This window comes from Streptomyces sp. NPDC046805 (genome assembly GCF_040645355.1).
In the GTDB taxonomy this organism is placed as follows: Bacteria; Actinomycetota; Actinomycetes; order Streptomycetales; family Streptomycetaceae; genus Streptomyces.
Map to the genome: position 1 here is coordinate 182845 of NZ_JBEYYC010000011.1, position 26187 is coordinate 209031.

Sequence of the window (26187 nt, forward strand, 5' to 3'; positions counted from 1 at the left end):
CGTGCCTCAGTGAGCGTGGCCGTGGCCGTGGCCCGCGGCGGCAGCCTCTTCCTCTTCCTTCTTCTCGACGACCAGGGTCTCGGTCGTGAGCAGGAGGGAGGCGATGGAGGCGGCGTTCTCCAGGGCGGAGCGGGTGACCTTCACCGGGTCGATGACGCCGGCCTTGATCAGGTCGCCGTACTCGCCGGTGGCGGCGTTGTAACCCTCGCCCTTGCCGAGCTCCTTGACCTTGGAGACGATCACGTAGCCCTCGTGACCGGCGTTCTCCGCGATCCAGCGCAGCGGCTCGACGACGGCGTTGCGGACGACCTGGACACCGGTCGCCTCGTCGCCGGACTTGTCCAGACCGCCCTCCAGAGCCTTGGAGGCGTGGACCAGCGCGGAGCCACCACCGGAGACGATGCCCTCCTCGACCGCGGCGCGGGTCGCGGAGATGGCGTCCTCCAGACGGTGCTTCTTCTCCTTCAGCTCCACCTCGGTGGCGGCGCCGACCTTGATCACGCACACGCCGCCGGCCAGCTTCGCGAGGCGCTCCTGGAGCTTCTCGCGGTCCCAGTCGGAGTCGGTGGTCTCGATCTCGGCCTTGATCTGCGCGACGCGGCCCTCGACCTCGTCCTTCTTGCCGGCACCGTCGACGATCGTGGTGTCGTCCTTGGTGACGGTGACGCGACGGGCGCCGCCGAGCACGTCCAGGCCGACCTGGTCGAGCTTGAGGCCGACCTCCTCGGAGACGACCGTGGCGCCGGTGAGGACGGCCATGTCCTGCAGCATCGCCTTGCGGCGGTCGCCGAAGCCCGGGGCCTTCACCGCGACGGCGTTGAAGGTGCCGCGGATCTTGTTGACGACCAGGGTCGACAGGGCCTCGCCCTCGACGTCCTCGGCGATGATCAGCAGCGGCTTCGAGGCGCCGGCCTGAATGACCTTCTCGAGCAGCGGCAGCAGGTCCTGGATGGACGAGATCTTGCCCTGGGTGATCAGGATGTACGGGTCGTCGAGGACGGCCTCCATGCGCTCCTGGTCCGTCACGAAGTACGGCGACAGGTAGCCCTTGTCGAAGGCCATGCCCTCGGTGAAGTCCAGCTCCAGACCGAAGGTGTTGGACTCCTCGACGGTGATGACACCGTCCTTGCCGACCTTGTCCATCGCCTCGGCGATGAGCTCGCCGACCTGCTCGTCCTGGGCGGAGAGCGCGGCGACGGCGGCGATGTCGGACTTCTCGTCGATCGGCCGGGCCGAGCCGAGCAGGTCCTCGGAGACGGCGGCGACGGCGGCGTCGATGCCCTTCTTCAGGGCGGCCGGGGAGGCGCCGGCGGCGACGTTGCGCAGACCCTCGCGCACGAGCGCCTGGGCCAGCACGGTGGCGGTGGTCGTACCGTCACCCGCGATGTCGTTGGTCTTGGTCGCCACCTCCTTCACCAGCTGGGCGCCCATGTTCTCGAACGGGTCCTCGACCTCGACCTCACGGGCGATGGTGACACCGTCGTTGGTGATGGTGGGAGCGCCGAACTTCTTGTCGATGACGACGTTGCGGCCCTTGGGGCCGATCGTCACCTTGACCGTGTCGGCAAGCTTGTTGACGCCGCGCTCGAGGGCGCGACGGGCGTCCTCGTCGAACTTCAGGATCTTCGCCATGACAGCGTGAGCCCTCTCGGAAATCTTGGGGTGAAAGAAACTGCGCCCCGGGCGCCCGGCTTCTTATCGGTCGCGGGGGGCCAGGGGCGCAGTTCGAAGCAACTGAATGTGCTCGAGGGTGAATTACTTCTCGATGATCGCGAGAACGTCGCGAGCCGAGAGGACGAGGTAGTCCTCGCCGTTGTACTTCACCTCGGTGCCGCCGTACTTGCTGTACAGCACGGTGTCGCCGGTCTTGACGTCGAGCGGCAGACGCTCGCCGTTCTCGAAGCGGCCCGGGCCCACGGCCAGGACGACGCCCTCCTGGGGCTTCTCCTTGGCGGTGTCCGGGATGACCAGGCCAGAGGCCGTGGTCTGCTCGGCGTCGAGCGGCTGGACCACAATGCGGTCCTCAAGCGGCTTGATGGCAACCTTGCTGGCGGTCGTCACGATCCGACCTCCCCCTTCGGAGATCTCACGGGGTTAACTGTCTGAGGTGGCGACCAGGTCGATCCGTCGTCGCGGGTGCCGGACCTGCCCGTCGCGTTGTTGGCACTCTCCAGGGGGGAGTGCCAAGGCCGAGACTATGACTGCGATTAGCACTCGGTCAAGCGGAGTGCCAATTGCCTGCGGCGCGTCAGCCGAACTGGCCTGTCTGGGCGTACGGGTGTGCGGGCGCCCGGTGCTGCCGTGGCCGTCCTGGCGACTACCGCCCGCAGGCTTCGGCTGCCGGCCCGAACGGCCTCGCCCTCAAGCGCCGGACCGGGCTGGTCGTGCCTGCCGTGACCGAAAGGTCAGAGATAGTTCTCCAGGCGGCCCACCGTCAGGCCCTCCGACTCGACTCGGCGCAGGAGACGGGTGGTCCGCTCCCTGATGGTGGGACCGGTGGACTCGTCGGATCCGACCTCGACGATGTCGCCGGGGTGGAGGCGGTGCTCGCCCCGGGCGTAGGTGAGGCCGTCGGCGGTCGCGGTGGCGCGCCACAGGACGACGGCCGCGATGCCGCAGTCGGCGGCCGCGCGCAACGTCGTGGTGTCGTACCTGCCGTAGGGCGGGCGGAAGAGCCGGGGGCGGATGCCGAAGCGGGACTTGAGCTTGTCCTGCTGGCCGCAGATCTCGGCGCGCTGGCCGGCGTACGGCAGACCGGGCAGGGCCGGGTGGTCGAGGGTGTGGTTCTGGATGCCGGCGCCGACCGACAGCAGGCGCGCGAAGTGGCCGTACCCCGGTCCGACGACGCTGTCGGTGAGGAACATGCTGACGGGGAGCCGCAGTTCGCGGACCATGTCGACGAACCGCGGGTCACGCTCGGCGCCGTCGTCGTAGGTGAGGAAGACGACCTTGTCGCGGGTGGGGACACGGTCGACGACGGGCAGGGACGAGCCGGCCGCGCGCGGCGGCGCGGGGCGCGCCGCGGGCGCCGGGGCCGGGGCGAGCGGGGCGGGCAGTCCCCAGGTGCGGTACGGCTGCGACGCGGCCGGGCGGTGCGACCGTACGCCCTGGGCGGCCTTCTTACCGAGCCGTTCGATGGGGTCGACGGACTGGGCGCAGCCGGCGAGGAGGGCGGCCGCGGCCAGGACGGCTGCGGACGACGCCCGGCGGCGGCGCATGGCCTCGGGCCGCCTCACAGGTAGTCCTCCAGGCGCGCCACCGCATACCCCTCGCGGGTGACCTTGTTCAGGAAGCGCCGGATCATGTCGGGCAGGGTGCCGTTCCACTCCCTGAGGCCCTGGAAGTGGGAGAGGACGATGTCACCGGGGTGCAGGTGCGTGTCGTCCCCGCGGTACTCCCAGTGGTCGGCGAAGACCTCCTCCTCCCAGATCGGCGCGTACTTGATCCCGCAGGACCTGGCGGCGAGCAGGGTGTTCCGGTTGTAGTTGCCGTAGGGCGGGCGGAAGACGGTCGGGCGCCTGCCGAACTGCTTCGTCATGATGGCCTGCATGCCGCAGATCTCCTCCTCCTGCTCGTCGTAGGACAGGCCCGGCAGATAGGGGTGGTGCAGCGTGTGGTTGTCGAGGGTGACGCCCTCGGCCTGCGCCCGCCGGAAGAAGCCGTAGTCGTCCTCGACCGAGTCGTTGCTGAGGAACGCCGTGTACGGGATGTGCAGGTCGGTCATCATGCGCAGGAACGCCGGGTCCTTCTCGGCGCCGTCGTCGAGGGTGAGGAAGACGACCTTCTGCCGGGTGGGGATCGCGGTGAAGACCGGGGGAAGGTCCAGCCCCTCCTCGCCCTCGACCTCGAAGCCGGGACGGACGGTGATCCTCGGCTTGTGGGCCGGGGGCGGCGGGGGCGTCAGGGGGGCTTGATCCAGACCCCAGTACCTGGCGGCGGCCACCAGGGCGGTGCGGTCGGCGTGCCGCCGGGCGGTGTAGTCGTCCAGGCCGGGGGCGCGGGCCCCCTTGAGCGGCTCCTGTCCCGGGGCCGGTCGTACGTCCGGCTTCGTGCCCGGCAGTGTGCAGCCGGAGAGGAGGGCGGCAGCCGCGAGCACGGCGAGGGCACCTCGGACGGCCACCCTCCTGTGGAGCACCCCATATTTGTCATTTTGTACGACTACTCGCATGATGCCGGATCCTCGCAGGCACCGGCCCCTGACCCGGGCCGACACCGCCGCCGGAGGCACAGCATCCACCGACTGGCCCACAATGACCCGGTGAACGACCTGCTCTCCTTCCAGTCGCTGCTCACCCCCGAGGGCCGCGCCCTCCTCGACGAAGTGCGCGACACGCCCCCGGCCGACGAACTCGCCGTCGCCACCCGCCTGCGCCGCGACCACCCCGCCGATCTGGTGTCGGCGGCACTCGGCCAGGCCCGGCTGCGGCAGCGGGCGGCGGCCAAGTTCGGGGCCGAGGACGCGGGGCGCATGTTCTTCACGCCGAACGGCGTCGAGCAGTCGACCCGGACGAGCGTGGCGACGTACCGCGCAGGCCGGCTGCAGGACCTGGGGGTGACCTCCGTCGCCGACCTGTGCTGCGGCATCGGCGGCGACGCGATCGCGCTCGCACGGGCCGGCATCCGGGTCCTGGCCGTCGACCGGGACCCGCTGACGGCGGCGGTCGCGCGGGCGAACGCCGAGGCGCTCGGCCTGGGCGATCTGATCGAGGTACGGGAGGCTGACATCACGGAGGTCGACACGACGCCGTACGACGCGGTGTTCGTGGACCCGGCCCGACGGGGCGGCCGGGGCCGGATCTTCGATCCGGAGGCCTACTCGCCGCCGCTCTCCTGGGCGGTGGGAGCGGCGACGGCGGCCCCGTGCGCCGCCCTGAAGATCGCGCCGGGCATCCCCCACGAGGCGATTCCGGCGGAGGCCGAGGCGGAGTGGATCTCGGACGGCGGGGACGTGAAGGAGGCGGTGCTGTGGTTCGGCTCCGGGGTGCGCCCGGGCGCCGTACGCGCCACGCTGCTGCCGGGCCCGCGGTCACTGCTCGGTCGAGGCCTGCCCGATCCCCAAGTGCGGCCCGTGGGGCGGTACTTGTACGAGCCCGACGGTGCCGCCATCCGGGCGCATCTGGTGGCGGAGGTCGCCGAGGAGGTCGGGGGCGGGCTGATCGACCCGACCATCGCGTATGTGACGTCCGACGAGCTGTGCGACACGGCTTATGCGTCGGCGTACGAGATCACGGACCAACTTCCTTTCAACGTGAAGAAGTTGAAGGCACTGCTGCGGGAGCGCGGCGTCGGCACGCTGACGGTCAAGAAGCGGGGTTCGGCGGTCGAGCCGGAGGAACTGCGCAAGAAGGTCAAGCCGCAGGGGCCGAACGCGGCGACGGTGTTCCTCACGCGGGTCGCGGGGGCGCCGACGATGCTGATCGGCGGCCCGGTGGGCTGAACCCCGGGCGGGGAACGCCGACACCCCGCCCCCAGCTGACTGGGGACGGGGTGTCTGTGGAGCGCCGGGCAGGCCTTGCACCTGCATTTCCCCGCAGGAAGCGGGGCGTCTTTCCTTGGACCACCAACGCACTGCGTCCGGACCGGAGTTCCGGCCGTTCGCGTGTCATGATCATAGCGCGTGGGCGGACGCGCGCGCCACCTCAGCGCCCCGGTTCCCCGTCCACCGACTCGAACCGCCACCGGTGCACCGCCCGGGTCACCAACCCCTGGTCCGGCTCCGGGAGTTCGGGGAGCTCGGCGTCGTACGGCGCGTCCCACCAGGTGATGACGAGGACGCGGTCCCCCGGCGCCCGGAAGGCCTCCCGGCGCAGCGGCCGGACGGTGAGGTGCTGCGCGCGGGCCCAGGCCAGGAGCTCCTCGCCCCGGCCCTCGGCCGCCCGTGCCTCCCACATCAGCGCGACCGTCACGAGTACAGGTTCTCCTTGCTGACCTCGTGCACGTGGTCGTGCGTGTGGGAGTGCGCGGTGCCCGGCACGTGCGGGTCCGTCACCGGCAGGGAGGAGTCCGCCGACAGGTCCCAGTCCGAGGCGGCCCGGCCCCGGGCCACCATCTCCGCGCCGAGCGCCGCCACCATCGCGCCGTTGTCCGTGCACAGCTTGGGGCGCGGGACCCGCAGGCGGATACCGGCCGCCTCGCAGCGCTCCTGGGCCAGGGCACGCAGGCGGGAGTTGGCCGCGACGCCGCCGCCGATCATCAGGTGGTCGACGCCCTCGTCCTTGCAGGCCCGTACCGCCTTGCGCGTCAGCACGTCCACCACCGCCTCCTGGAAGGAGGCCGCGACGTCGCGCACCGGCACCTCCTCGCCCGCGGCGCGCTTGGCCTCGATCCAGCGGGCGACCGCCGTCTTCAGGCCGGAGAAGGAGAAGTCGTACGCCGGGTCGCGCGGGCCGGTCAGACCGCGCGGGAAGGCGATCGCCCCGGGGTCGCCCTCGCGCGCGTAGCGGTCGATGACCGGGCCGCCCGGGAAGCCCAGGTTGAGCACGCGGGCGATCTTGTCGAAGGCCTCGCCCGCCGCGTCGTCGATCGTCGCGCCCAGCGGGCGGACGTCCGACGTGATGTCCGTGGACAGCAGCAGCGACGAGTGGCCGCCGCTCACCAGCAGCGCCATCGTCGGCTCCGGGAGTGTCCCGTGCTCCAGCTGGTCCACGCAGATGTGGGAGGCGAGGTGGTTCACGCCGTACAGGGGCTTGGCGAGGGCGTAGGCGTACGCCTTCGCCGCCGAGACACCGACCAGCAGGGCGCCCGCCAGGCCCGGTCCCGCCGTGACGGCGATGCCGTCCAGGTCCCGCGCGCTCACGCCCGCTTCCTTCAGGGCGCGGTCGATGGTCGGGACCATCGCCTCCAGGTGGGCCCTGGACGCCACCTCCGGCACGACTCCGCCGAAGCGCGCGTGCTCCTCGACGCTGGACGCGACGGCGTCCGCCAGCAGCGTGGTGCCGCGGACGATGCCGACGCCGGTCTCGTCGCAGGAGGTCTCGATGCCGAGTACGAGAGGCTCGTCGCGTGAGTCAGCCATTGATCTCGGTTCCTTGTACAGAGGTTGAGGGGTCGGTCAGGCTCATCACCAGGGCGTCCACATTGCCCGGCTGGTAGTAGCCGCGCCGGAACCCGATGGGGGCGAAGCCGAAGCGCTGGTAGAGCTTCTGCGCGCGGATGTTGTCCACGCGGCACTCGAGCATCACCTCGGCGCACTCGAAGTCGGTCGCGGCCCGCAGCAGCTCGGTCAGCAGGCGTGCGCCGAGACCGGTGCCCCAGTGACCACGGGCGACGGCGATGGTCTGGATGTCGCCGAGGTCCCCCTGGGCGGCCAGGCCGGCGTAGCCGACGATTCTCCCGTCGCCCTCGGCGGCCACGACGTAGCGCCGGGTCGCCTCCGGGCCCCGGGAGTGGGCCAGCTCGGACCAGAACATGCCCCGCGACCAGGTGTCCTCGGGGAACAGGTCCTTCTCCAGCTCCAGCACCGCGTCGATGTCCCACCAGCGCATCTCGCGCAGCGCGGGCTTCACGGCTTCGGTCACCACGCGTTCGGTCACCGGGGAGTGACCACCTTGTAGTTCTTGGGCACCTGCGCGTCGGGGCGGCGCAGATACAGCGGCCGGGGCGCCGGCAGCTCCTCCCCCGCGGCCAGCTTCTCGGCGGCCAGCGCGGCGAGGGCGGCGGCGGAGACGTGCTCGGGCTCGTGGGCGTGCGGGAAGGTGTCGGGGTAGAGCAGCGCGCCCGCGCCGACGGCGGGCAGGCCGGCCACCTTCTCGGCGATGTCGGCGGGCCGGTCGACGGCCGGGGCGGTCAGCCGGGTGCGCGAGTCGGCGTACGTCGCCCAGTAGACCTCCTTGCGCCGGGCGTCGGTCGCCACGACGAAGGGGCCCTTCTCGATGTCGGCGGCGTAGGCCAGGCCGTCGAGCGTGCAGATGCCGTACACGGGGACGCCGAGCGCGAGCCCGAAGGTGTCGGCGGTCATCAGGCCGACGCGCAGCCCGGTGTAGGGGCCGGGCCCGATGCCGACGACGATGCCGGTGACGGCGTCCAGCTTGAGCCCGGCGTCGGCGAGCACACGGTCCACGGCCGGCAGCAGCAGCTCGCCGTGCCGGCGCGCGTCCACCTGGCTCGAGGAGGCGATGACGGCCTCACCGTCGTGCAGGGCGACGGTGACGGCGGGGGTGGCGGTATCCAGAGCGAGCAAGAGCACGCGAACAGCCTACGGCTCCCCGGGCGTCCCAACGGAATTCCGTCGTTCGGTCGGAGGGCGGCCGGTCACCGGCTGCTACCGTCTGCATGAAGTACGACATATGACGTGATGCGTGCGATACACGCGAGACGGACGAGGCAGAGGTGGCGCACGTGGCAGGGACCAGCTCGGGAATCGTGGCCGGCCTCACCGCGGCGGCCGTCGCGACGGTCGGCTTCCTCGCCTTCCAGGCGTCGGCGGACGCTCCCGCCCACCTCAGCGGCAGGCCCGGACCGAGCGCCTCACGCGCGGCGGCCGCCAAGGCACCTCGGGACAAACGGCACCCGACCGCCCTGCCCCGCCTCTCCGGCAAGGGTGAACGCGTCGTGTACTCGGTGGACGACGACCGGGTGTGGCTGGTCGGCGAGAACAACAAGGTCCAGCGGACGTTCAAGGTGATCCCGGGCAACGTCGACCCGGTCCCGGGCACGTATCCGGTGATGTCCCGCTCGAACGCGGTCACCGGCACCGACGGGACCCCCGTCGAGCACGTCGTGCGGTTCACCACCGTCGGCGAGGTGGTCATCGGCTTCAGCGCCGCCGTCGACGGCTCGGCGCCACTGCCCGATCCGACGCTGAAGACGGGCGGCGTCCGGGAGACCCGCAGGGACGGGCTCGCGATGTGGAACTTCGCGACGATCGGGGTGCCGATCGTCGTGATCCGCTAGCCGATCCGTTGCCACCCCGCCTGCCGCAGGCCTCAAGCGGCCTGACGGTGTCCCCTCTGCCGCCCCGGCGCCGGCTTCGGCGTCTCCCTGTCGGGCTCCCTCGGCGGCCGGGAGATCGCGTCCGCGGCGGCGCACGAGGCCAGCAGATCGCGCATGGACACCCGGGCCGGGGCGGTGGACGGCCGCCGCTGCGCCTTGGTTTGCGAAACCGATGAAGCCGAAGAAGTCGACCTGGCCGGCATGGACGCCTCCTGAGGACCGGGGGCGGACGTAGTTAGGCACACCTAACTACAGACTGGAATTCCATGTGACCACGCCGGACAGGCCCGGCGCAATATCTTGCCGACATGTTGTCGGAGCGCATGAGCCCAGCTCAGGCCGAGAGCACGTCGAGGTTCGCGTTCTCCCAGCGCTCCCCAAGGCCGGTCAGGGTCACGTGCCGCACCTCGTCCGTGGTGTCGCCGACCGCCCGGTGGATCACGACCTGCAACCGGTCGTCGGTCAGCTCCTCGACCTTCCCGTCGCCCCACTCCACGACGACCACCGACTCGGGCAGCGAGACGTCGAGGTCGAGGTCCTCCATCTCGTCGAGGCCGCCGGCCAGCCGGTAGGCGTCGACGTGGACGAGCGGCGGACCGTCGCCGAGCGACGGGTGCACCCGTGCGATCACGAAGGTCGGTGAGGTCACGGCGCCTCGCACCCCTAGCCCCTCGCCGAGCCCGCGGGTGAGCGTCGTCTTGCCCGCGCCGAGCTCCCCGCTGAGCATCACGAGGTCGCCCGCGCGCAGCAGCTTGGCCAGGCGGCGGCCCAAATCCCGCATCTGCTCGGGAGAGTTGATGATCAGCTGGGTCTCAGCCGGGTCGTGCGGTGCTGCTGGTGCTTCCATAGCCCATAACGGTAGCCCCTGCGGGGACGGCACCCGCTCGGGTGAGCAGGTCGGCGAGCCGGTCGGTGACCACTTCCGGGTGCTCCAGCATGACCAGGTGCCCGGCGTCCGGGACGAGGACCAGCTCGGCGTCGGGCAGCAGATCGGCGATGGCCTCGCTGTGCTCGCTGGGGGTGACCAGGTCCTGGACCCCGGCCAGCACCAGGACCGGCATCTCCGCGAAGTGGGCGAGGGCCTCGGCCTTGTCGTGGTCGGTGAAGGCCGGGTAGAACTCGGCGACCACGTCGATCGGCGTGGACTCGATCATCCGCTCGGCGAACCGCTCCACGGCCGGGTCGACCTCCCGGGACGCGAACGAGTACCGCTTGATGATCCCGGCGAACAGGTCCGCCGTGACCCGGCGCCCCTTCTCCACCAGCGCCGCCTGCTGCCCCAGCGCCTTCAGCACGCCGGGGAGGACCCGGCGCACCGCGTTGACGCCGGCGAGGGGCAGCCCGAAGTTGACCTCGCCGAGCCGTCCGGAGGACGTCCCCACGAAAGCGGTGGCGAGGACCCGGTCGTGGATCAGCTCGGGGTACAGGTCGGCCAGGGCCATCATCGTCATGCCGCCCATGGAGTGGCCGACCAGCACGATCTTCCCCTCGGGCACCGCCGCGTCGAGGACGGCCTTCAGGTCGCTGCCGAGCTGGTCGATGGTGACCGGCGTGTCGCCGGCGAGCTGCGCCGCGCCCCGCCCCGACCGGGCGTGGCTGCGCTGGTCCCAGTGCACGGTCCGTACGACGCCCCGCAGCGCCGCGCGCTGGAAGTGCCAGGAGTCCTGGCTGAGGCAGTAGCCGTGGCTGAAGACGACGGTGACCGGGACGGGCGCCTTGCGGCCGAAGAGCCGGCGCCGGCGGGACGCCGAGCCGCCCTCGGGCTCGACGTCGTCGACCTCGTAGTACAGCTCGGTGCCGTCTTCGGCGTACGCCTTGCCCGGGGTGCCGCGCAGCGTGCCGTACGGTCCCGCCGAGTCCAGCGCCAGCCGGGCCCGCTTGCGCATCCCCCGGCCCACGGTCATCCGCTCCAGGGCGACTCCGGCGGCCGCGCCCGCCGCGAGCACGCCTATCGCGGTGCCCGCGACGCCCGTGGCCTTCTTCCAGCCGCCGGCCACCCCTGCGGCAGAGGCGGCGGCGAAGGCCGCCGTGGCGTCGGCGACGGACTCCGCGCTGCTCTCGCTCACGTACCGCTCCTCTTCCCCGTATTCCCCGTACTGCAGTTCGCTGGGTGGTGGCCGTTGCTGCCGCTACTACAGATGTAACCGGAACGGCGCCGACACCAGACGCCCATGTGGGTTACCGGTCCCGCCCGTCCCGTTCCTTGTCCGCTTCCCCGTCCACATAGACGCGCGGAACGCGCGATCCGATCCGCGTGACGATCTCGTAGCCGATGGTGCCCGCGGCCTGCGCCCAGTCCTCGGCGGTGGGCTCGCCGCGGTCGCCGGGGCCGAACAGGACCGCCTCCGAGCCGACCTCGGGCTCGTCGCCGCCCAGGTCGACCACGAACTGGTCCATCGCGACGCGCCCCGCGATCGTCCGCCACTTGCCGCCGACCAGGACCGGACCGGTCCCGGAGGCGTGCCGCGGGACGCCGTCCGCGTAGCCGACGGGCACGAGGCCGAGGGTCGTCTCGACCGGGGTGACGTAGTGATGTCCGTAACTGACGCCGTGGCCGGCCGGTACGTGCTTCACCAGCGCCACCGCCGCGGTCAGCGTCATCGCCGGGCGCAGGCCGAAGTCGGCCGGCACGCCGACCTCGGGGCTGGGCGAGATGCCGTACACGGCGCACCCGGTGCGGACGAGGTCGAAGTGGCTCTCGGGCAGCGTGAGCGTGGCCGGCGAGTTGGCGATGTGCCGCACCTCGGGCCGGACGCCCTGCTCCTCGGCGTACGCCACCATCTCCCGGAAGCGGGTGAGCTGGGCCTCGATCGACGGGTGCCCCGGCTCGTCGGCACACGCGAAGTGCGACCACAGTCCGGTGACGCGCAGCAGTCCCTCGCGCTCGGCGCGCAGGGCCGCACCGACCAGCTCGGCCCAGTCCTCGCCGGGCTGGCAGCCGCTGCGTCCGAGCCCGGTGTCGGCCTTGAGCTGCACGCGCGCGGGCGTGCCCGCCTGCCGGGCCGCCTCCGCCACCTCGCGCAGGGCCCACATGCCGCTGACCGACACGTCGAGGTCGGCCTCGATGGCCTCCCGCCAGGGGCCGCCCGGTGTCCACAGCCAGCACATGATCCGCCCCGGCAGCCCCGCCGCGCGCAGCGCGAGGGCCTCCTCGGGCGTGGCCGTGCCGAGCCAGGTCGCTCCGGCCTCGAGGGCCGCGCGGGCGCACGGCACCGCCCCGTGGCCGTACCCGTCGGACTTCACCACGGCCATCAGGGCGGCGCCCGGCGCGTGGGCGCGCAGGGCCCGCACGTTGGAGCGCAGCGCGGCCAGGTCGATCTCGGCGCGGACACGCGGGGGCGCGGTCGGCGCAGGTGCTGTCTTGTTCATGGCGTCCCCAGTCTCTCAGAGGCCCGCGACGGCTCCCGGGCGCAGGCTTCTGACCAGGCCCCGCGGGCGCCGCCGTCCCCGCGCCTCCCCGCGCCCGCCCGTCCTCGCCCCACCCGTCGGCCCGCGCGCGTCGCGCACCCGCCGGGTGCGCCGTCCTGCCGGTCAGTCCCGGACGTCCCGCCAGGCCTCCGGGATCGCGGCGGCCACGTCCTGCGCGGCCGCCGGTGCCCCGTCCGACGCGTACCGCCCGGCCAGCCCGTGCAGATACGCGGCCACGCTGCCCGCGTCCCGCGCCGACAGCCCGGACGCCAGCAGCGCCCCGGCCAGCCCCGACAGCACGTCGCCGCTCCCGGCGGTGGCGAGCCACGGGGTCCCGGTCGCGTTGACGCGTACGGCGGTGCCGTCCGGGTCGGCGACCAGGGTGGTCGAGCCCTTGAGGAGGACGGTGGCGCCGTAGCGGGCCGCGAGCTCACGGACACAGGCCAGCCGCGCCGCCTCGACCTCCTCACGGTCCTTGCCGAGCAGCGCGGCGGCCTCCCCGGCGTGCGGGGTCATCAGCGTCGGGGCCGTACGCGCCTCGACGGCGCCCCGGTCGGCGAGCCGCAGCCCGTCCGCGTCGACCAGCACGGGCACGTCGGCCGTGAGGACCTCCGCGACGGTGGCCGCGTCGTCCCCGGCGCCCGGTCCGACGACCCAGGCCTGCACCCGGCCCGCCTTGCGCGGCCCCCGGTCGGACACGAGGGTCTCGGGGAAGCGGGCGATCACGGCGTCCCCGGCGGGACCGACGTACCGTACGGCCCCGGCCCCGCCGTGCAGCGCGCCCGCCACGGCGAGCACGGCCGCGCCCGGATAGCGCGCGGACCCGGCGGCGACACCGGCGACACCCCGCCGGTACTTGTCGCTCTCGGCGCCGGGCTCCGGCAGCAGCGCGGCCACGTCGGCGTGCTGGAGGGCCTCCACGTCCGGTTCGGCGGGCAGGTGGGGGCCGAGCCCGATGTCGACGAGGCGTACGGAACCGGCGTACTCCCGGGCCGGATCGATCAGCAGCGCCGGCTTGTAGGCGCCGAAGGTCACGGTGAAGTCGGCCCGTACGGCCGGCCCACGCACCTCCCCCGTGTCCGCCTCGACCCCGCTCGGCAGGTCGACGGCGACGACGGCGGCCCGCGACCGCTCGGCCGCGTCGGCCAGTCGCGCGGCGTCCGGCCGCAGCCCGCCCTTCCCGCCGATCCCGACGATGCCGTCGACGACGAGGTCGGCGCGCTCGACGGCCTCCTCGGCGCGGCCCTCGGCCGCCACGGACCCGCCCGCGCGGCGCAGCGCGGCGAGTCCGCCGGGGTGGGTGCGGTCGGGGGCGAGCAGTACGGCCGTCACCCCGGCCCCGCGCCGGGCGAGCCGGGCCCCGGCGTACAGGGCGTCGCCGCCGTTGTCGCCGCTGCCGATCAGCAGGACGACCCGGCTGCCGTAGACCCGTCCGAGCAGGTCGGCGCAGGCGGTGGCGAGTCCGGCGGCGGCGCGCTGCATGAGGGCGCCGTCCGGGAGGCGTGCCATCAGCGCGCGCTCGGCCGACCTGACCGTCTCAACTGTGTACGCGGTACGCATGCGGCCGAGTCTGCCGTCAGCCTTCCGCGACCACCACCGCCGACGCGACACCCGCGTCGTGGCTGAGCGACACGTGCCAGGAACTGACCCCGAGTTCGGCCGCCCGGGCCGCCACCGACCCCGTCACCCTCAGCCTCGGCCGGCCGGAGTCCTCGACGTACACCTCGGCGTCCGTCCACAGCAGGCCGGGCGGCGCGCCCAGCGCCTTGGCCAGCGCTTCCTTGGCGGCGAAGCGGGCGGCGAGGGAGGCGATGCCGCGCCGCTCCCCGCTGGGCAGCAGCAGCTCGCTCTTCAGGAACAGCCGGTCCGCCAGCCCGGGCGTACGGTCCAAGGACGCCCGGAACCGGTCGATCTCGGCCACGTCGATACCGACCCCGATGATGCTCATGCGCAGCACCTTACGGCGACGGCCCCCGATTCCGATCCGGCACGCCTTGCATAGTCATGCATTATTAGGCATACTCTTCCCATGTCCAAGGTCCTCACCTCTCTTCCCACGGGCGAGCACGTCGGCATCGCCTTCTCGGGCGGCCTCGACACCTCGGTCGCGGTCGCGTGGATGCGCGACAAGGGCGCCGTCCCGTGCACCTACACCGCCGACATCGGCCAGTACGACGAGCCCGACATCGCCTCGGTGCCCGGCCGCGCGAAGACCTACGGCGCCGAGATCGCGCGCCTGGTCGACTGCCGCGCGGCGCTGGTCGAGGAGGGGCTTGCGGCGCTCACCTGCGGGGCGTTCCACATCCGCTCGGGCGGGCGCACGTACTTCAACACCACGCCGCTCGGCCGCGCCGTCACCGGCACCCTCCTGGTCCGGGCGATGCTCGAGGACAACGTCCAGATCTGGGGCGACGGCTCGACCTTCAAGGGCAACGACATCGAGCGGTTCTACCGGTACGGCCTGCTCGCCAACCCGCATCTGCGGATCTACAAGCCCTGGCTGGACGCGGACTTCGTGACCGAGCTCGGCGGCCGCACGGAGATGTCGCAGTGGCTGCTCGCCCACGGCCTGCCCTACCGCGACAGCACGGAGAAGGCGTACTCCACCGACGCCAACATCTGGGGCGCCACCCACGAGGCCAAGACCCTGGAGCACCTGGACACCGGCATCGAGACCGTGGAGCCCATCATGGGCGTGCGGTTCTGGGACCCGTCGGTCGAGATCCTCCCCGAGGACGTGACGATCGGCTTCGACCAGGGGCGCCCGGTGACGATCAACGGGAAGGAGTACGCCTCCCCCGTCGACCTGGTCATGGAGGCGAACGCCATCGGCGGCCGGCACGGCATGGGCATGTCGGACCAGATCGAGAACCGGATCATCGAGGCCAAGAGCCGCGGCATCTACGAGGCGCCCGGCATGGCCCTGCTGCACACGGCGTACGAGCGCCTGGTCAACGCGATCCACAACGAGGACACCGTCGCCCAGTACCACAACGAGGGACGGCGCCTCGGCCGGCTGATGTACGAGGGCCGCTGGCTGGACCCGCAGGCACTGATGGTGCGCGAGTCGCTGCAGCGCTGGGTCGGCGCGGCCGTCACCGGCGAGGTGACCCTGCGGCTGCGGCGCGGCGAGGACTACTCGATCCTCGACACCCAGGGCCCGGCGTTCAGCTACCACCCGGACAAGCTGTCCATGGAGCGCACCGAGGACTCGGCGTTCGGCCCGGCGGACCGGATCGGCCAGCTCACCATGCGCAACCTCGACATCGCCGACTCGCGCGCCAAGCTGGAGCAGTACGCCGGGCTCGGCCTGATCGGCACCGACAGTCCCGCCATCGGCGCCGCCCAGGCGGCCGCGACCGGACTGATCGGGACCATGCCGGAGGGCGGCGCCGAGGCCATCGCCTCCCGCGGCGAGGTCTCCGCCGACGACGAGCTGCTGGACCGGGCCGCGATGGAGTCCGGCACTGACTGACCGGCTTCGGGCGGCCCTCACCGCCCGCTATCCGAAGAAGGCGCGGTCGCCCGCGAGATGGACCGCGACGTAGTACGACTCGGCGGCGTTGGCACAGCGAAGGTGTGCCAACGCCGCCGAGTCGTAGGTGTGGTCGCAGACGCGGTGCATCTCGGTACGGAAGCGGCCGTCGATCCAGTCCTTCGCGGCCCGGGTGGGGTCGAGCCTCAGCGCGAACCTGGCACCGTAGTTGCGGTAGCCGAAGTCGTGCTGGACGCAGGCGGGGCGGAAGACGTTGCTGTAGGGGGCGTAGCCGGTCGGGACACTGCAGCCGTCGGTGGACCAGTTGAACGGCGGATCGTGCGGGGCCACGGCGAACCGCTCGTACGGCAGACTCATCAGGGCGTCCGCCTGATCCCGTACGGTCGGTGCCGCCGCCACCGTCGATGCTGCGGAACCGGCGACTCCGGTGAGGGTCAGAAGGGTGGCGGCGAGCGCGGACGCGAGCTTGTGGCGCACGGGGACTCCAGGGCGAAGGGCGGCTCTGCGGCAGGAAGTCGAGGGCCGGAACCGATGTCCGGTTCGAGCGGATTCGATCTTGCTGAGAGAGCCGGCCCCGGAGCAACGCGCAGCGCTGACCCGATCGGGTCGAGGTGGTGTGCGCCCCCGGCGCACACCAAGCTCCAGAGCCCTGAGGCTCTAAAGGCGCCTCATTCCACCGTCACCGACTTCGCCAGGTTCCGCGGCTGGTCCACCTCGTTGCCCCGGGCCGTCGCCAGCTCGCACGCGAAGACCTGCAACGGCACCGTCGCCACCAGCGGCTGAAGGAGCGTCGGAGTCGCCGGGATGCGGATCAGATGGTCGGCGTACGGCACCACCGCCTCGTCGCCCTCCTCCGCGATGACGATCGTGCGCGCGCCTCTCGCGCGGATCTCCTGGATGTTGGACACGATCTTGTCGTGCAGCACTGACCGGCCCTGCGGCGACGGCACGACCACCACCACCGGCAGGTCCTCCTCGATCAGCGCGATCGGACCGTGCTTCAACTCGCCCGCCGCGAAGCCCTCGGCGTGCATGTACGCCAGTTCCTTCAGCTTGAGCGCGCCTTCCAGCGCCACCGGATAGCCCACGTGCCGGCCCAGGAACAGCACCGTGTCCTTGCCGGCCAGGGAGCGTGCGAGCGTCCGTACCGGCTCCATCGTGTCGAGGACGCGGTCGACCGCACCGGCGATCCTCGACAGGTCCCGGATGACGGCGCCGACCTCGTCGGCCCACTTGGTGCCCCGCACCTGGCCCAGGTACAGCGCGACCAGGTAACAGGCCACCAGCTGCGTCAGGAACGCCTTCGTCGAGGCGACCGCGACCTCCGGCCCGGCGTGCGTGTACAGCACCGCGTCCGACTCGCGCGGAATGGTCGAGCCGTTGGTGTTGCAGATCGCCAGCACCTTGGAGCCCTGCTCATGGGCGTGCCGCAGCGCCATCAGCGTGTCCATGGTCTCGCCGGACTGGGAGATGGCGATCACCAGCGAGCGGGCGTCCAGGATCGGATCGCGATAGCGGAACTCGCTCGCCAGCTCCACCTCGCACGGAATCCGCGTCCAGTGCTCGATGGCGTACTTGGCGATCAGCCCCGCGTGGAAGGCCGTACCGCACGCGACGATGACCACCTTGTCCAGCTCGCGCAGTTCGGCGGCGCTGATGCGCAGTTCGTCCAGGGTCAGCGAGCCGGCCGCGTCGATGCGGCCCAGCAGCGTATCGGCGACCGCCTTGGGCTGCTCGGCGATCTCCTTGAGCATGAAGTAGTCATAACCCCCCTTTTCCGCGGCCGACGCGTCCCAGTCGACGTGGTAGGAGTGCACGTCCGCCGGACGGCCGTCGAAGCCCGTCACCGTGACCCCGTCCCGGCGCAGCTCCACCACCTGGTCCTGACCCAGCTCGATCGCCGACCGCGTGTGGGCGATGAACGCGGCGACGTCCGAGGCGAGAAAGGCCTCGCCCTCTCCAACGCCCACCACGAGCGGGGAGTTCCGCCGCGCGCCCACGACCACATCCGGCTCGTCGGCGTGCACCGCGACCAGCGTGAACGCGCCCTCCAGCCGCCGGCACACCCGCCGCATGGCCTCCGCCAGGTCGGCGCACGCGCCGTACTCCTCGGCCAGCAGGTGCGCCACCACCTCCGTGTCGGTCTCGGAGGCCAGCTCGTGCCCCCGCTCCGCCAACTCCGCGCGCAGCGGGGCGAAGTTCTCGATGATGCCGTTGTGCACGACCGCGACCCGGCCCGCGTTGTCCAGATGCGGATGCGCGTTCGCGTCCGTCGGCGCCCCGTGCGTGGCCCACCGGGTGTGCCCGATCCCCGTGGTCCCCATCGGCAGCGGCCGTTCGACCAGCTCCTTCTCCAGGTTGACCAGCTTCCCCGCCCGCTTCGCGGAGGCGAGTTCGCCGTCCGCGGGCACGGCGACGCCCGCCGAGTCGTACCCCCGGTACTCCAGCCGCTTCAGCCCGGCCATGACGACCTCGAGCGCCGGCTGCGCTCCCACGTATCCCACGATTCCGCACATGCGCCGCAGCCTACGATCCAAAGGCCGCCCGAAACCGCCGTTGCGTGCCCGAAATCGGAAATTCCCACGGTCGTACGGACCCGAAAAGCGGCCCGAGATGACCCGAGGCGGCCCGAGCGTGACCGAGCCCACCTCCCGTGCCGTTCAAACTCCGTTAACAATGGACTGTGATCTCTCCGGTCTCCTCGATGCCCCGGAGCGCCCACCGGCACAGGCCGGAGGCGACTCCCTACGTCGACCTCACCCGTGCCGAGTGGAGCGCGCTGCGCGACAAGACGCCGCTGCCGCTGACCGCCGAGGAGGTCGAGAAGCTGCGCGGCCTCGGCGACGTCATCGACCTCGACGAGGTGCGGGACATCTACCTCCCGCTGTCCCGGCTGCTCAACCTCTACGTCGGCGCCACCGACGGACTGCGCGGCGCCCTCAACACCTTCCTCGGCGAGCAGGGCTCCCAGTCCGGCACGCCCTTCGTCATAGGCGTGGCGGGCTCGGTCGCCGTCGGCAAGTCCACCGTCGCCCGCCTCCTGCAGGCCCTGCTGTCCCGCTGGCCCGAGCACCCGCGCGTCGAGCTGGTGACGACGGACGGATTCCTGCTGCCCACCCAGGAGTTGGAGGCCCGCGGCCTGATGTCGCGCAAGGGCTTCCCCGAGTCGTACGACCGCCGTGCGCTCACCCGCTTCGTCGCCGACATCAAGGCCGGCAAGGACGAGGTGACGGCCCCCGTCTACTCCCACCTCATCTACGACATCGTCCCCGACCAGCGGCTCACCGTCCGCCGGCCCGACATCCTCATCGTCGAGGGCCTGAACGTCCTTCAGCCCGCCCTGCCCGGCAAGGACGGCCGCACCCGGGTCGGCCTCGCCGACTACTTCGACTTCAGCGTGTACGTCGACGCGAGCGCCGAGGTCATCGAGCACTGGTACCTCAGCCGCTTCCGCAAGCTGCGCGAGACGGCCTTCCAGAACCCGTCCTCGTACTTCCGCAAGTACACACAGGTCTCCGAGGAGGAGGCCCTCGACTACGCGCGCACGCTCTGGCGGACCATCAACAAGCCCAACCTGGTGGAGAACATCGCCCCCACCCGCGGCCGGGCCACGCTCATCCTGCGCAAGGGCCCCGACCACAAGGTGCAGCGGCTGAGGCTGCGCAAACTCTGACCACTACCCTGCGGGCATGCTGCACCTGCGCCTGATCACCCCGGCCGACCGCACCGACGACGCGGTCCGCCTCATCGAGCGAACGGTCGGCACCACACACCTCGTTGTGGTGCCGGGCGCCGCGCGCCACCCGGCCGGAGACGTCGTCATGTGCGACGTGGCACGGGAGGCGGGCGACGAACTCATCGCCGGCCTGCGGGCGTTGGGCCTGGACGAGCACGGCTCGATCGCCGTCGAGACCATCGACCTGTCCCTGTCCAGGCGGGCCGACGAGGCGAAGGAGGAGGCGCCGGGCGAGGGCGCGGACGCGGTGCTGTGGGAGCACCTCACCGACGTGACGCACGAGGAGTCGACCCTGTCGGCGACCTATCTCGCCTTCCTCACCCTCGCCACGATGATCGCGGCCTGCGGTGTGGTGCTCGACAACGCCGTCCTGATCGTGGGCGCGATGGCGGTGGGCCCCGAGTTCGGGCCGCTGGCCGGCCTGTGCACGGCCCTCGTCCAGCGCGCCCCGCGGCTCGCCGTGCGCTCGCTGACCGCGCTGCTGGTCGGCTTCGCGGTGGCCCTGCTGGTGACGGTCGGCTTCACCTACTTCATGGACGCCGTCGACCTGTTCACGAGGGTCCGGCTGGAGGCCGAGCGGCCCAACACCAACTTCATCTACCGGCCGGACGCGTTCTCGTTCGTCGTCGCGGTCCTGGCGGGCATCGCCGGCACCCTGTCGCTGACCTCGGCGAAGTCCAGCGCGCTGGTGGGCGTGGCGATCTCGGTCACCACGGTCCCGGCGGCGGCCAACGCGGCCGTGGCCTTCGCCTACGACGAGTACCGCCAGGCCTGGGGATCCACGGAGCAGCTCCTGCTGAACCTGCTGGGCATCGTCCTGGCGGGGACGCTCACGCTGCTGGCCCAGAAGTACCTCTGGTCCAGGCAGCGTGAGCGCGCGGCCGAACTCGGCTAGCCGAGGGCCGACTTGACGGCGTCGGCGAGCCGCCCGGCGACCGAGCGCGCCTGCTCGATGTCCGCGGCCTCGACCATCACGCGCACCAGCGGCTCCGTGCCCGAGGGGCGCAGCAGCACCCGGCCGGTCTCCCCCAGCTCCCGCTCGGCCTCGGAGACGGCGGCGGCGAGGTCCGCGGAGGTCTTCACCCGGGACTTGTCCACGTCCGGGACGTTGATCAGCACCTGCGGCAGCCGCTCCATGACCGACGCGAGGTCCCGCAGGCTGCGGCCGGTCTGCGCGACGCGGGCCGCGAGCAGCAGGCCGGTCAGCGTGCCGTCGCCGGTGGTGGCGTGGTCGAGGATGATGACGTGCCCGGACTGCTCGCCGCCGAGGGCGAAGCCGTGCTCCTTCATCTCCTCCAGGACGTAGCGGTCGCCGACCGCGGTCTGCACGAGGCGGATGCCCTCGCGCTCCATGGCCAGCTTGAAGCCCAGGTTCGACATGACCGTCGCGACGACGGTGTCGGAGCGCAGCTCGGCACGCTCCCGCATCGCCAGCGCGAGCACGGCCAGGATCAGGTCGCCGTCCACCTCCGCGCCGGTGTGGTCCACGGCGAGGCAACGGTCGGCGTCACCGTCGTGCGCGATGCCGAGGTCGGCGCCGTGCTCCGTGACGGCGGCCTTGAGCCGGCCCAGGTGGGTCGAGCCGCAGCCGTCGTTGATGTTGAGCCCGTCCGGCTCGGCACCGATGGTGACGACCTCGGCACCGGCCCGCACGAAGGCGGCGGGCGAGACCCCGGAGGCCGCGCCGTGCGCCTCGTCGAGGACGATCTTCAGCCCGTCGAGCCGGTTCGGGAGCACACCGAGGAGGTGGGTGACGTACTGCTCGAAGCCCTCGCCGTACGACCGGACGCGGCCGACGCCCGCACCCGTGGGCCGCTCCCACGGCTCACCGTGCCGGTGCGACTCGTACACGGCCTCGATCTTGTCCTCGAGCTCGTCGGCGAGCTTGTGGCCGCCGCGGGCGAAGAACTTGATGCCGTTGTCGGGCATGGCGTTGTGGCTGGCGGAGAGCATGACACCGAGGTCGGCCCCGAGGGCGCCCGTCAGGTGCGCCACCGCCGGCGTCGGCAGCACGCCGACGGACAGGACGTCCACGCCCGCGCTCGCCAGACCCGCGACCACGGCGGCCTCGAGGAACTCGCCGGACGCGCGCGGATCCCGTCCGACGACCGCCGTCGGCCTGTGGCCCTCGAAGGTGCCCGCCTCGGCCAGTACGTGGGCCGCCGCGACGGAGAGGCCGAGCGCCATCTCGGCCGTCAGGTCCGCGTTGGCGACGCCGCGTACACCGTCCGTGCCGAAGAGTCGTCCCACTTGTCCTCCTGAGGAAGAGTCAGTTGTGGCAGGCGCCTTGACGTTCGAGCACATCAGCCTTTGAGCATCTTGTGTCGTTATACGCCTTCCGCCTGTGATAAACGAACGCCCCGGCGGCACTGTGGCGTGCCGCCGGGGCGTTCGGAGTACGAGCAGGCAGCGAGATCAGCGCTTGCTGTACTGCGGGGCCTTGCGGGCCTTCTTCAGACCGGCCTTCTTGCGCTCGACCGCACGGTCGTCGCGCTTCAGGAAGCCGGCCTTCTTCAGGGCGCCGCGGTTGTTGTCGACGTCCGCCTCGTTCAGCGCACGGGCGACACCGAGACGGAGCGCACCGGCCTGACCGGAGACACCGCCACCCGCGATGCGGGCGATGACGTCGTAGCGGCCCTCGAGCTCGAGCACCTTGAAGGGCTCGTTGACTTCCTGCTGGTGCACCTTGTTCGGGAAGTAGTCCTCGAGGGTGCGACCGTTGATCTTCCACTTGCCGGTGCCCGGAACGATCCGGACGCGGGCGATGGCGTTCTTGCGACGGCCCAGGCCGGCGGCCGGCTGGGGCTCGCCGAAGCGGGACGCCATGGACTCCGAGGTGTACTCGCCCTCGACGGGGAGCTCGGTCTCGGTGGTGTAGCTCTCGATGTCGACAACCTCGGTCTCTTCGACCGGCTGCTCAACGGTGGTCTCGGCCACGATTCTCCTCAGATTCTCTTCAGTCTTAGGGGGTGGCCGGAATTACTGCGCGACCTGGGTGATCTCGAACGGCACCGGCTGCTGGGCAGCGTGCGGGTGCTGGTCGCCCGAGTAGACCTTCAGCTTCGAGAGCATCTGACGGCCCAGGGAGTTCTTGGGGAGCATGCCCTTGACGGCCTTCTCGATGGCCTTCTCGGGGTTCTTCTCGAGCAGCTCGTCGTAGCGGACGGAGCGCAGACCACCCGGGTACCCGGAGTGGCGGTACGCCATCTTCTGGGTCCGCTTGTTGCCGGAGAGGTGCACCTTGTCGGCGTTGATGACGATGACGAAGTCACCGGCGTCGACGTGGGGGGCGTAGATCGGCTTGTGCTTGCCACGGAGGAGGGTGGCGGCGGTGGTGGCCAGACGGCCCAGGACGACGTCCTGAGCGTCAATGACGTGCCACTGGCGCGTCACATCGCCGGGCTTGGGGCTGTACGTACGCACGGTTCGTAGCCTTCGCTTCTTCAGTGAGTGGTCCTGACAGGTCACCGAAGACGATCACGACAGCCCTGACCGCACTGCGGTGACGCATACCGCGCGCTGGTCGCTGGTCATCGGCCCGGTGGACCGGTGTAAGGGCCGGTTCCGTGAGAAGAGCCAAGCCAATACACAACGAAGAAGCAGAATACCCGGGGCGACACGGCCGGGTCAAAACAGGTCCGCTGTCCTTGGTATCTCCCGGTTTCGTACGACCCCTGCACGGCCGCCGGCGACCGGGCTCCGCCGCCTCCGGTGCCCCGTCTATGATGCGGCCCATGAGTTATGGGCAGGGGGGACCCCAGTCCCAGTGGGATCCCTGGAAACCGCAATCCCAGCAGTCCTGGAACTCCGGCGGCGACGAGACCCCGGACTGGGCCGCGCTCGCCGAGGCCTCGGAGACGCGGAACAAGAAGCGCCGGCTGCTGTTCATCGGAGGGGGCGTGATCGCCACCCTGGCCGTCGGCACGGCCGTCGCCATGGCGGTGGTCTCGGCGAACAGGGACAACGACGCCTCGGGCGACCCGAGCGACCTGCCCGCCACCGCCTCGATCCCCGGTGACTCCACCGCCCCGGAGCCGTCCTTCGCGCCCACCAGCGCCCCGCCACCGCTGGACCCCAAGGACTTCATATCCAGCGCGAAGAAGGACACGGCACCCCTCAGCGCGCAGAGCCTCTTCCCGGGCACCCAGCTGACCATGGGCGAGACCCTCTACAAGAAGGGCCCCACGGCGGACACCAAGAACTGCGCCTCGGCCGCCCAGGGCACGCTCCCCAAGATCCTCACCGCCGACGGCTGCACCCGCATGCTGCGCGTCAGCTACCTCAAGGACGGGGTCGCGGTGACCGTCGGCGTCGCGGTCTTCGACACCGAGGCCGAGGCCGCCAGGGCCAGGAGCCAGGCCGACACGAAGAGCATCGTGAAGTCGCTGTCCGGCAGCGGCGTCAAGGACTTCTGCGACTCGGCGGTCTGCCGCTCGACGACCAACTCCCTCGGCCGCTACACCTACTTCACCATCGCCGGCTTCACGAGCGGCAAGGACGTGACGACGAAGGACACCCAGGTCTTCTCGGCGGGCAACGACCTGCAGGAGTTCACCTTCCGGCAGATCCGGCGCCGGGGCGAGGCCCAGGCCTCCATCGCGGCCAACCGCTAGCCGCACCACCGACAGCACCCACCGGCTGCCGCAGCGACGTCACACCACGTGGCCGTCGCTCCGGCAGCCGGTTTCGCGTCAGCCCCGGCAGGGGCCACACCCGCCGGCCCCGGGCAGCGACCGCCTGTTCCGCGCCTCCTTGTTCCGCGCGGCGAGCAGCTCGTCGGCCGGGTAGCCGACCTCTTCCAGGGTGAGTCCGTGCGGCCGTACGACATGCACGGCCGAGTCCCGTACGCCCGCGGCGAGCACCTTGCCCGGCCACTCCGGACCCCGGTGCCCGTCCCCGACGAACAGCAGCGCGCCGATCAGCGACCGCACCATGTTGTGGCAGAACGCGTCGGCCCGGACCGTCGCCGTGATGATCCCGTCGTCGCCGCGCACCAGGCTCAGGTCCTGCAGCGTGCGGATGGTGGTCGCGCCCTCGCGCTTCTTGCAGTACGCGGCGAAGTCGTGCTCCCCCAGCAGGCGCTCCGCGGCCTCGTTCATGGCGTCCACGTCGAGCGGCCAGTCGTGCCACAGGACGTGGCCCCGCAGCAGCGGGTCCACGCCGCCGGGGTTGTCGGTGACGCGGTAGGCGTAGCGCCGCCAGATCGCCGAGAAGCGCGCGTTGAAGCCTTCCGGCGCCTCGGTCAGGCTCCAGATCCGTACGTCCTTGGGCAGCCGTCCGGCCAGCCGCTTCAGCAGCTTCTCCTGGTGCTCCGCCCACAGCTCCACGGGCAGGTCGACATGCGCCACCTGGCCGCGCGCGTGCACGCCGGCATCCGTGCGCCCGGCCACGGTCAATTCGTACGTCGTGTCCTTCGACCGCGTCACCGTGCGCAGCGCGTCCTCGATCTCGCCCTGCACGGTCCGCCTGCCACCGGCCTGCTTGGCCCAGCCGTGGAAGTCGGTGCCGTCGTAGGAAAGGTCGAGCCGGATGCGTACGAACCCTGGCTGTACTTCGTCACTCACTCCTGAATCCTCTCAGGGCAGCGCCCTTGGAAAAAACGCGAAAGCGGGCCCGCCCCGAAGGGCGGACCCGCTCTCAGCTACGAGGTGATGCCTCAGGCGTCCGTGGACTCCGCAGCAGCCTCGACGTTGGCCTGCTCGGTCTCCTTGACCGCACGCTTGGTGGCGGCCTCGGCCTCGCCGGTCGCCTGCTGGGCAACCGTCAGCGCCTCGACCAGCTCGATGACGGCCATGGGCGCGTTGTCGCCACGGCGGTTACCGATCTTGGTGATGCGGGTGTAACCACCGGGGCGGTTCTCGTACCGCGGGCCGATCTCGGTGAAGAGCGTGTGGACGATGCCCTTGTCCGTGATGACCTGGAGCACCTGGCGGCGGTTGTGAAGGTCACCCTTCTTCGCCTTGGTGATCAGACGCTCGGCGTACGGGCGCAGGCGGCGGGCCTTCGCCTCGGTGGTGGTGATACGGCCGTGCTCGAACAGCGACTTCGCGAGGTTCGCGAGGAGCAGCTTCTCGTGCGCGGCGCTGCCGCCCAGACGGGCACCCTTGGTGGGCTTCGGCATGGTTCTTCTCCTGTGGGTCTGCCCCGGCCGTGTCAGGTACCGGAGTCAGTATCCGAGCAGACGGTTGTCAGTCGGAGATCCGGGAGCAGCCCCGAAAGGGCGCTCCCGGAAGGGGCGCGGGGAACTGCGCGATCAAGCACAGCGCACCCGCACCCGAGTATGGACCGTCGGTCCCGAGCTCTCAGTACTGCTCGGTCTCGACGAACCCGGCGTCCGCGTCGTCGTCGGCGCCGAAGGCGTCGGCGGCGGCGGTCGGGTCGAATCCGGGCGGGCTGTCCTTCAGGGCCAGGCCCATGCCGGCCAGCTTCGCCTTGACCTCGTCGATCGACTTCGCACCGAAGTTGCGGATGTCGAGGAGGTCGGCCTCGGAGCGCGCGACGAGCTCACCCACGGAGTGGATGCCCTCACGCTTGAGGCAGTTGTAGGAGCGGACCGTCAGCTCGAGCTCCTCGATCGGGAGCGCGAGGTCGGCGGCCAGGGCGGCGTCCGTGGGGG

Annotated in this window: 27 protein-coding genes and 1 tRNA gene; 6 read left to right on the top strand and 22 right to left on the bottom strand. The window is 71.5% G+C overall.

Annotation, left to right across the window (positions count from 1 at the left end; all coding sequences use genetic code 11):
- Window positions 1–6: 6 nt before the first annotated feature.
- The 4 genes from groL to ABZ910_RS14850 form a co-directional block, all read right to left on the bottom strand.
- A complete protein-coding gene (groL, locus tag ABZ910_RS14835; RefSeq protein WP_361363804.1) occupies window positions 7–1632 on the bottom strand; it encodes a chaperonin GroEL in 1626 nt (541 codons plus the stop codon).
- A 123-nt stretch (window positions 1633–1755) separates the two neighbouring features.
- Entirely contained in the window at window positions 1756–2064 is a 309-nt protein-coding gene (gene groES / locus ABZ910_RS14840) for a co-chaperone GroES (protein WP_361363892.1), read from the bottom strand.
- A 341-nt stretch (window positions 2065–2405) separates the two neighbouring features.
- Window positions 2406–3218: a polysaccharide deacetylase family protein gene (locus tag ABZ910_RS14845; protein WP_361363895.1), complete on the bottom strand. Its 813-nt coding sequence runs from the start codon at window positions 3216–3218 to the stop codon at window positions 2406–2408.
- A 14-nt stretch (window positions 3219–3232) separates the two neighbouring features.
- A complete protein-coding gene (locus ABZ910_RS14850; RefSeq protein ID WP_361363807.1) occupies window positions 3233–4168 on the bottom strand; it encodes a polysaccharide deacetylase family protein in 936 nt (311 codons plus the stop codon).
- On the opposite strand from ABZ910_RS14850, the gene ABZ910_RS14855 reads away from it, so the two are divergent.
- A complete protein-coding gene (locus ABZ910_RS14855) occupies window positions 4151–5437 on the top strand; it encodes a class I SAM-dependent methyltransferase (protein ID WP_361363810.1) in 1287 nt (428 codons plus the stop codon). The two genes, ABZ910_RS14850 and ABZ910_RS14855, sit on opposite strands and share 18 nt — an antisense overlap.
- Window positions 5438–5494: 57 nt before the next feature.
- Here ABZ910_RS14855 and ABZ910_RS14860 read toward each other — a convergent pair.
- The 5 genes from ABZ910_RS14860 to tsaB form a co-directional block, all read right to left on the bottom strand.
- Window positions 5495–5567, bottom strand: a tRNA-Gly gene (locus ABZ910_RS14860).
- Between the two features lie 72 nt (window positions 5568–5639).
- Window positions 5640–5906, bottom strand: coding sequence for a hypothetical protein (locus ABZ910_RS14865; RefSeq protein WP_361363813.1), 267 nt, complete (start codon window positions 5904–5906; stop codon window positions 5640–5642).
- Window positions 5903–7015, bottom strand: a complete 1113-nt coding sequence (gene tsaD, locus ABZ910_RS14870; protein WP_361363816.1) for a tRNA (adenosine(37)-N6)-threonylcarbamoyltransferase complex transferase subunit TsaD — start codon at window positions 7013–7015, stop codon at window positions 5903–5905. Before tsaD ends, ABZ910_RS14865 begins: the two co-directional genes overlap by 4 nt.
- Window positions 7008–7484 (bottom strand): ribosomal protein S18-alanine N-acetyltransferase, encoded by a 477-nt coding sequence (gene rimI / locus ABZ910_RS14875; protein ID WP_361363898.1) that lies wholly within the window; start codon window positions 7482–7484, stop codon window positions 7008–7010. The genes tsaD and rimI overlap by 8 nt, the downstream gene beginning before the upstream one ends.
- 44 nt (window positions 7485–7528) lie before the next feature.
- Window positions 7529–8185, bottom strand: coding sequence for a tRNA (adenosine(37)-N6)-threonylcarbamoyltransferase complex dimerization subunit type 1 TsaB (gene tsaB / locus ABZ910_RS14880; protein WP_361363819.1), 657 nt, complete (start codon window positions 8183–8185; stop codon window positions 7529–7531).
- Between the two features lie 152 nt (window positions 8186–8337).
- Between tsaB and ABZ910_RS14885 the strand changes: the two genes are divergently transcribed.
- Entirely contained in the window at window positions 8338–8892 is a 555-nt protein-coding gene (locus ABZ910_RS14885; RefSeq protein WP_361363821.1) for a hypothetical protein, read from the top strand.
- Between the two features lie 373 nt (window positions 8893–9265).
- On the opposite strand, the gene tsaE is transcribed toward ABZ910_RS14885, so the two are convergent.
- The 5 genes from tsaE to ABZ910_RS14910 form a co-directional block, all read right to left on the bottom strand.
- On the bottom strand, window positions 9266–9778 hold the full coding sequence (tsaE, locus tag ABZ910_RS14890; RefSeq protein ID WP_361363824.1) for a tRNA (adenosine(37)-N6)-threonylcarbamoyltransferase complex ATPase subunit type 1 TsaE: 513 nt from the start codon (window positions 9776–9778) through the stop codon (window positions 9266–9268).
- A complete protein-coding gene (locus ABZ910_RS14895; protein WP_361363826.1) occupies window positions 9744–10997 on the bottom strand; it encodes an alpha/beta hydrolase in 1254 nt (417 codons plus the stop codon). Before ABZ910_RS14895 ends, tsaE begins: the two co-directional genes overlap by 35 nt.
- Window positions 10998–11109: 112 nt before the next feature.
- Window positions 11110–12300 carry an alanine racemase gene (gene alr / locus ABZ910_RS14900; protein ID WP_361363829.1) on the bottom strand — a complete coding sequence of 397 codons (1191 nt, stop codon included), beginning with the start codon at window positions 12298–12300 and terminating at the stop codon, window positions 11110–11112.
- A 162-nt stretch (window positions 12301–12462) separates the two neighbouring features.
- The gene (locus ABZ910_RS14905; protein WP_361363832.1) at window positions 12463–13899 is read right to left on the bottom strand and encodes an NAD(P)H-hydrate dehydratase; all 1437 of its coding nucleotides are present in this window, start codon (window positions 13897–13899) and stop codon (window positions 12463–12465) included.
- Between the two features lie 16 nt (window positions 13900–13915).
- A complete protein-coding gene (locus ABZ910_RS14910) occupies window positions 13916–14287 on the bottom strand; it encodes a holo-ACP synthase (protein WP_361363835.1) in 372 nt (123 codons plus the stop codon).
- Window positions 14288–14368: 81 nt separating this feature from the next.
- Here ABZ910_RS14910 and argG point away from each other — a divergent pair, with 81 nt between their 5' ends.
- On the top strand, window positions 14369–15814 hold the full coding sequence (gene argG, locus ABZ910_RS14915; protein ID WP_361363838.1) for an argininosuccinate synthase: 1446 nt from the start codon (window positions 14369–14371) through the stop codon (window positions 15812–15814).
- Window positions 15815–15841: 27 nt separating this feature from the next.
- On the opposite strand, the gene ABZ910_RS14920 is transcribed toward argG, so the two are convergent.
- Together ABZ910_RS14920 and glmS are read right to left on the bottom strand one after the other, a co-directional pair.
- Complete coding sequence (locus tag ABZ910_RS14920; RefSeq protein ID WP_361363841.1) at window positions 15842–16312, bottom strand: phospholipase A2; 471 nt, start codon at window positions 16310–16312, stop codon at window positions 15842–15844.
- Between the two features lie 191 nt (window positions 16313–16503).
- Complete coding sequence (glmS, locus tag ABZ910_RS14925) at window positions 16504–18351, bottom strand: glutamine--fructose-6-phosphate transaminase (isomerizing) (protein WP_361363844.1); 1848 nt, start codon at window positions 18349–18351, stop codon at window positions 16504–16506.
- Between the two features lie 188 nt (window positions 18352–18539).
- On the opposite strand from glmS, the gene coaA reads away from it, so the two are divergent.
- Together coaA and ABZ910_RS14935 are read left to right on the top strand one after the other, a co-directional pair.
- Window positions 18540–19508 (top strand): type I pantothenate kinase, encoded by a 969-nt coding sequence (gene coaA / locus ABZ910_RS14930; protein ID WP_361363846.1) that lies wholly within the window; start codon window positions 18540–18542, stop codon window positions 19506–19508.
- 16 nt (window positions 19509–19524) lie between these two features.
- On the top strand, window positions 19525–20466 hold the full coding sequence (locus tag ABZ910_RS14935) for a DUF389 domain-containing protein (protein ID WP_361363849.1): 942 nt from the start codon (window positions 19525–19527) through the stop codon (window positions 20464–20466).
- On the opposite strand, the gene glmM is transcribed toward ABZ910_RS14935, so the two are convergent.
- The 3 genes from glmM to rplM form a co-directional block, all read right to left on the bottom strand.
- The gene (gene glmM, locus ABZ910_RS14940; protein ID WP_361363852.1) at window positions 20463–21821 is read right to left on the bottom strand and encodes a phosphoglucosamine mutase; all 1359 of its coding nucleotides are present in this window, start codon (window positions 21819–21821) and stop codon (window positions 20463–20465) included. The two genes, ABZ910_RS14935 and glmM, sit on opposite strands and share 4 nt — an antisense overlap.
- Window positions 21822–21986: 165 nt before the next feature.
- A complete protein-coding gene (rpsI, locus tag ABZ910_RS14945; RefSeq protein ID WP_361363854.1) occupies window positions 21987–22508 on the bottom strand; it encodes a 30S ribosomal protein S9 in 522 nt (173 codons plus the stop codon).
- Between the two features lie 42 nt (window positions 22509–22550).
- Window positions 22551–22994: a 50S ribosomal protein L13 gene (rplM, locus tag ABZ910_RS14950; RefSeq protein ID WP_361363856.1), complete on the bottom strand. Its 444-nt coding sequence runs from the start codon at window positions 22992–22994 to the stop codon at window positions 22551–22553.
- A 311-nt stretch (window positions 22995–23305) separates the two neighbouring features.
- On the opposite strand from rplM, the gene ABZ910_RS14955 reads away from it, so the two are divergent.
- The gene (locus ABZ910_RS14955; protein WP_361363859.1) at window positions 23306–24184 is read left to right on the top strand and encodes a hypothetical protein; all 879 of its coding nucleotides are present in this window, start codon (window positions 23306–23308) and stop codon (window positions 24182–24184) included.
- A gap of 78 nt (window positions 24185–24262) precedes the next feature.
- On the opposite strand, the gene truA is transcribed toward ABZ910_RS14955, so the two are convergent.
- From truA to ABZ910_RS14970, 3 genes are all read right to left on the bottom strand, one after another.
- A complete protein-coding gene (gene truA, locus ABZ910_RS14960) occupies window positions 24263–25135 on the bottom strand; it encodes a tRNA pseudouridine(38-40) synthase TruA (protein WP_361363861.1) in 873 nt (290 codons plus the stop codon).
- A gap of 92 nt (window positions 25136–25227) precedes the next feature.
- A complete protein-coding gene (gene rplQ / locus ABZ910_RS14965; protein ID WP_361363864.1) occupies window positions 25228–25692 on the bottom strand; it encodes a 50S ribosomal protein L17 in 465 nt (154 codons plus the stop codon).
- 181 nt (window positions 25693–25873) lie between these two features.
- The coding region (locus ABZ910_RS14970) for a DNA-directed RNA polymerase subunit alpha C-terminal domain-containing protein (RefSeq protein WP_308812713.1) at window positions 25874–26187 on the bottom strand (314 nt) is incomplete at its 5' end.

Excerpts from the sequence above, each read along its gene's own strand:
- ABZ910_RS14905 (WP_361363832.1), bottom strand. The coding sequence starts at position 13,899 with ATGCGTACCGCGTACACAGTTGAGACGGTCAGGTCGGCCGAGCGCGCG.
- tsaE (WP_361363824.1), bottom strand. The coding sequence starts at position 9,778 with ATGGAAGCACCAGCAGCACCGCACGACCCGGCTGAGACCCAGCTGATC.
- argG (WP_361363838.1), top strand. The coding sequence starts at position 14,369 with ATGTCCAAGGTCCTCACCTCTCTTCCCACGGGCGAGCACGTCGGCATC.
- ABZ910_RS14850 (WP_361363807.1), bottom strand. The coding sequence starts at position 4,168 with ATGCGAGTAGTCGTACAAAATGACAAATATGGGGTGCTCCACAGGAGG.
- coaA (WP_361363846.1), top strand. The coding sequence starts at position 18,540 with ATGCCCCGGAGCGCCCACCGGCACAGGCCGGAGGCGACTCCCTACGTC.
- ABZ910_RS14845 (WP_361363895.1), bottom strand. The coding sequence starts at position 3,218 with ATGCGCCGCCGCCGGGCGTCGTCCGCAGCCGTCCTGGCCGCGGCCGCC.
- ABZ910_RS14955 (WP_361363859.1), top strand. The coding sequence starts at position 23,306 with ATGAGTTATGGGCAGGGGGGACCCCAGTCCCAGTGGGATCCCTGGAAA.
- ABZ910_RS14935 (WP_361363849.1), top strand. The coding sequence starts at position 19,525 with ATGCTGCACCTGCGCCTGATCACCCCGGCCGACCGCACCGACGACGCG.
- rimI (WP_361363898.1), bottom strand. The coding sequence starts at position 7,484 with ATGCGCTGGTGGGACATCGACGCGGTGCTGGAGCTGGAGAAGGACCTG.
- ABZ910_RS14910 (WP_361363835.1), bottom strand. The coding sequence starts at position 14,287 with ATGAGCATCATCGGGGTCGGTATCGACGTGGCCGAGATCGACCGGTTC.
- rplQ (WP_361363864.1), bottom strand. The coding sequence starts at position 25,692 with ATGCCGAAGCCCACCAAGGGTGCCCGTCTGGGCGGCAGCGCCGCGCAC.
- groL (WP_361363804.1), bottom strand. The coding sequence starts at position 1,632 with ATGGCGAAGATCCTGAAGTTCGACGAGGACGCCCGTCGCGCCCTCGAG.
- tsaD (WP_361363816.1), bottom strand. The coding sequence starts at position 7,015 with ATGGCTGACTCACGCGACGAGCCTCTCGTACTCGGCATCGAGACCTCC.
- alr (WP_361363829.1), bottom strand. The coding sequence starts at position 12,300 with ATGAACAAGACAGCACCTGCGCCGACCGCGCCCCCGCGTGTCCGCGCC.
- glmS (WP_361363844.1), bottom strand. The coding sequence starts at position 18,351 with ATGTGCGGAATCGTGGGATACGTGGGAGCGCAGCCGGCGCTCGAGGTC.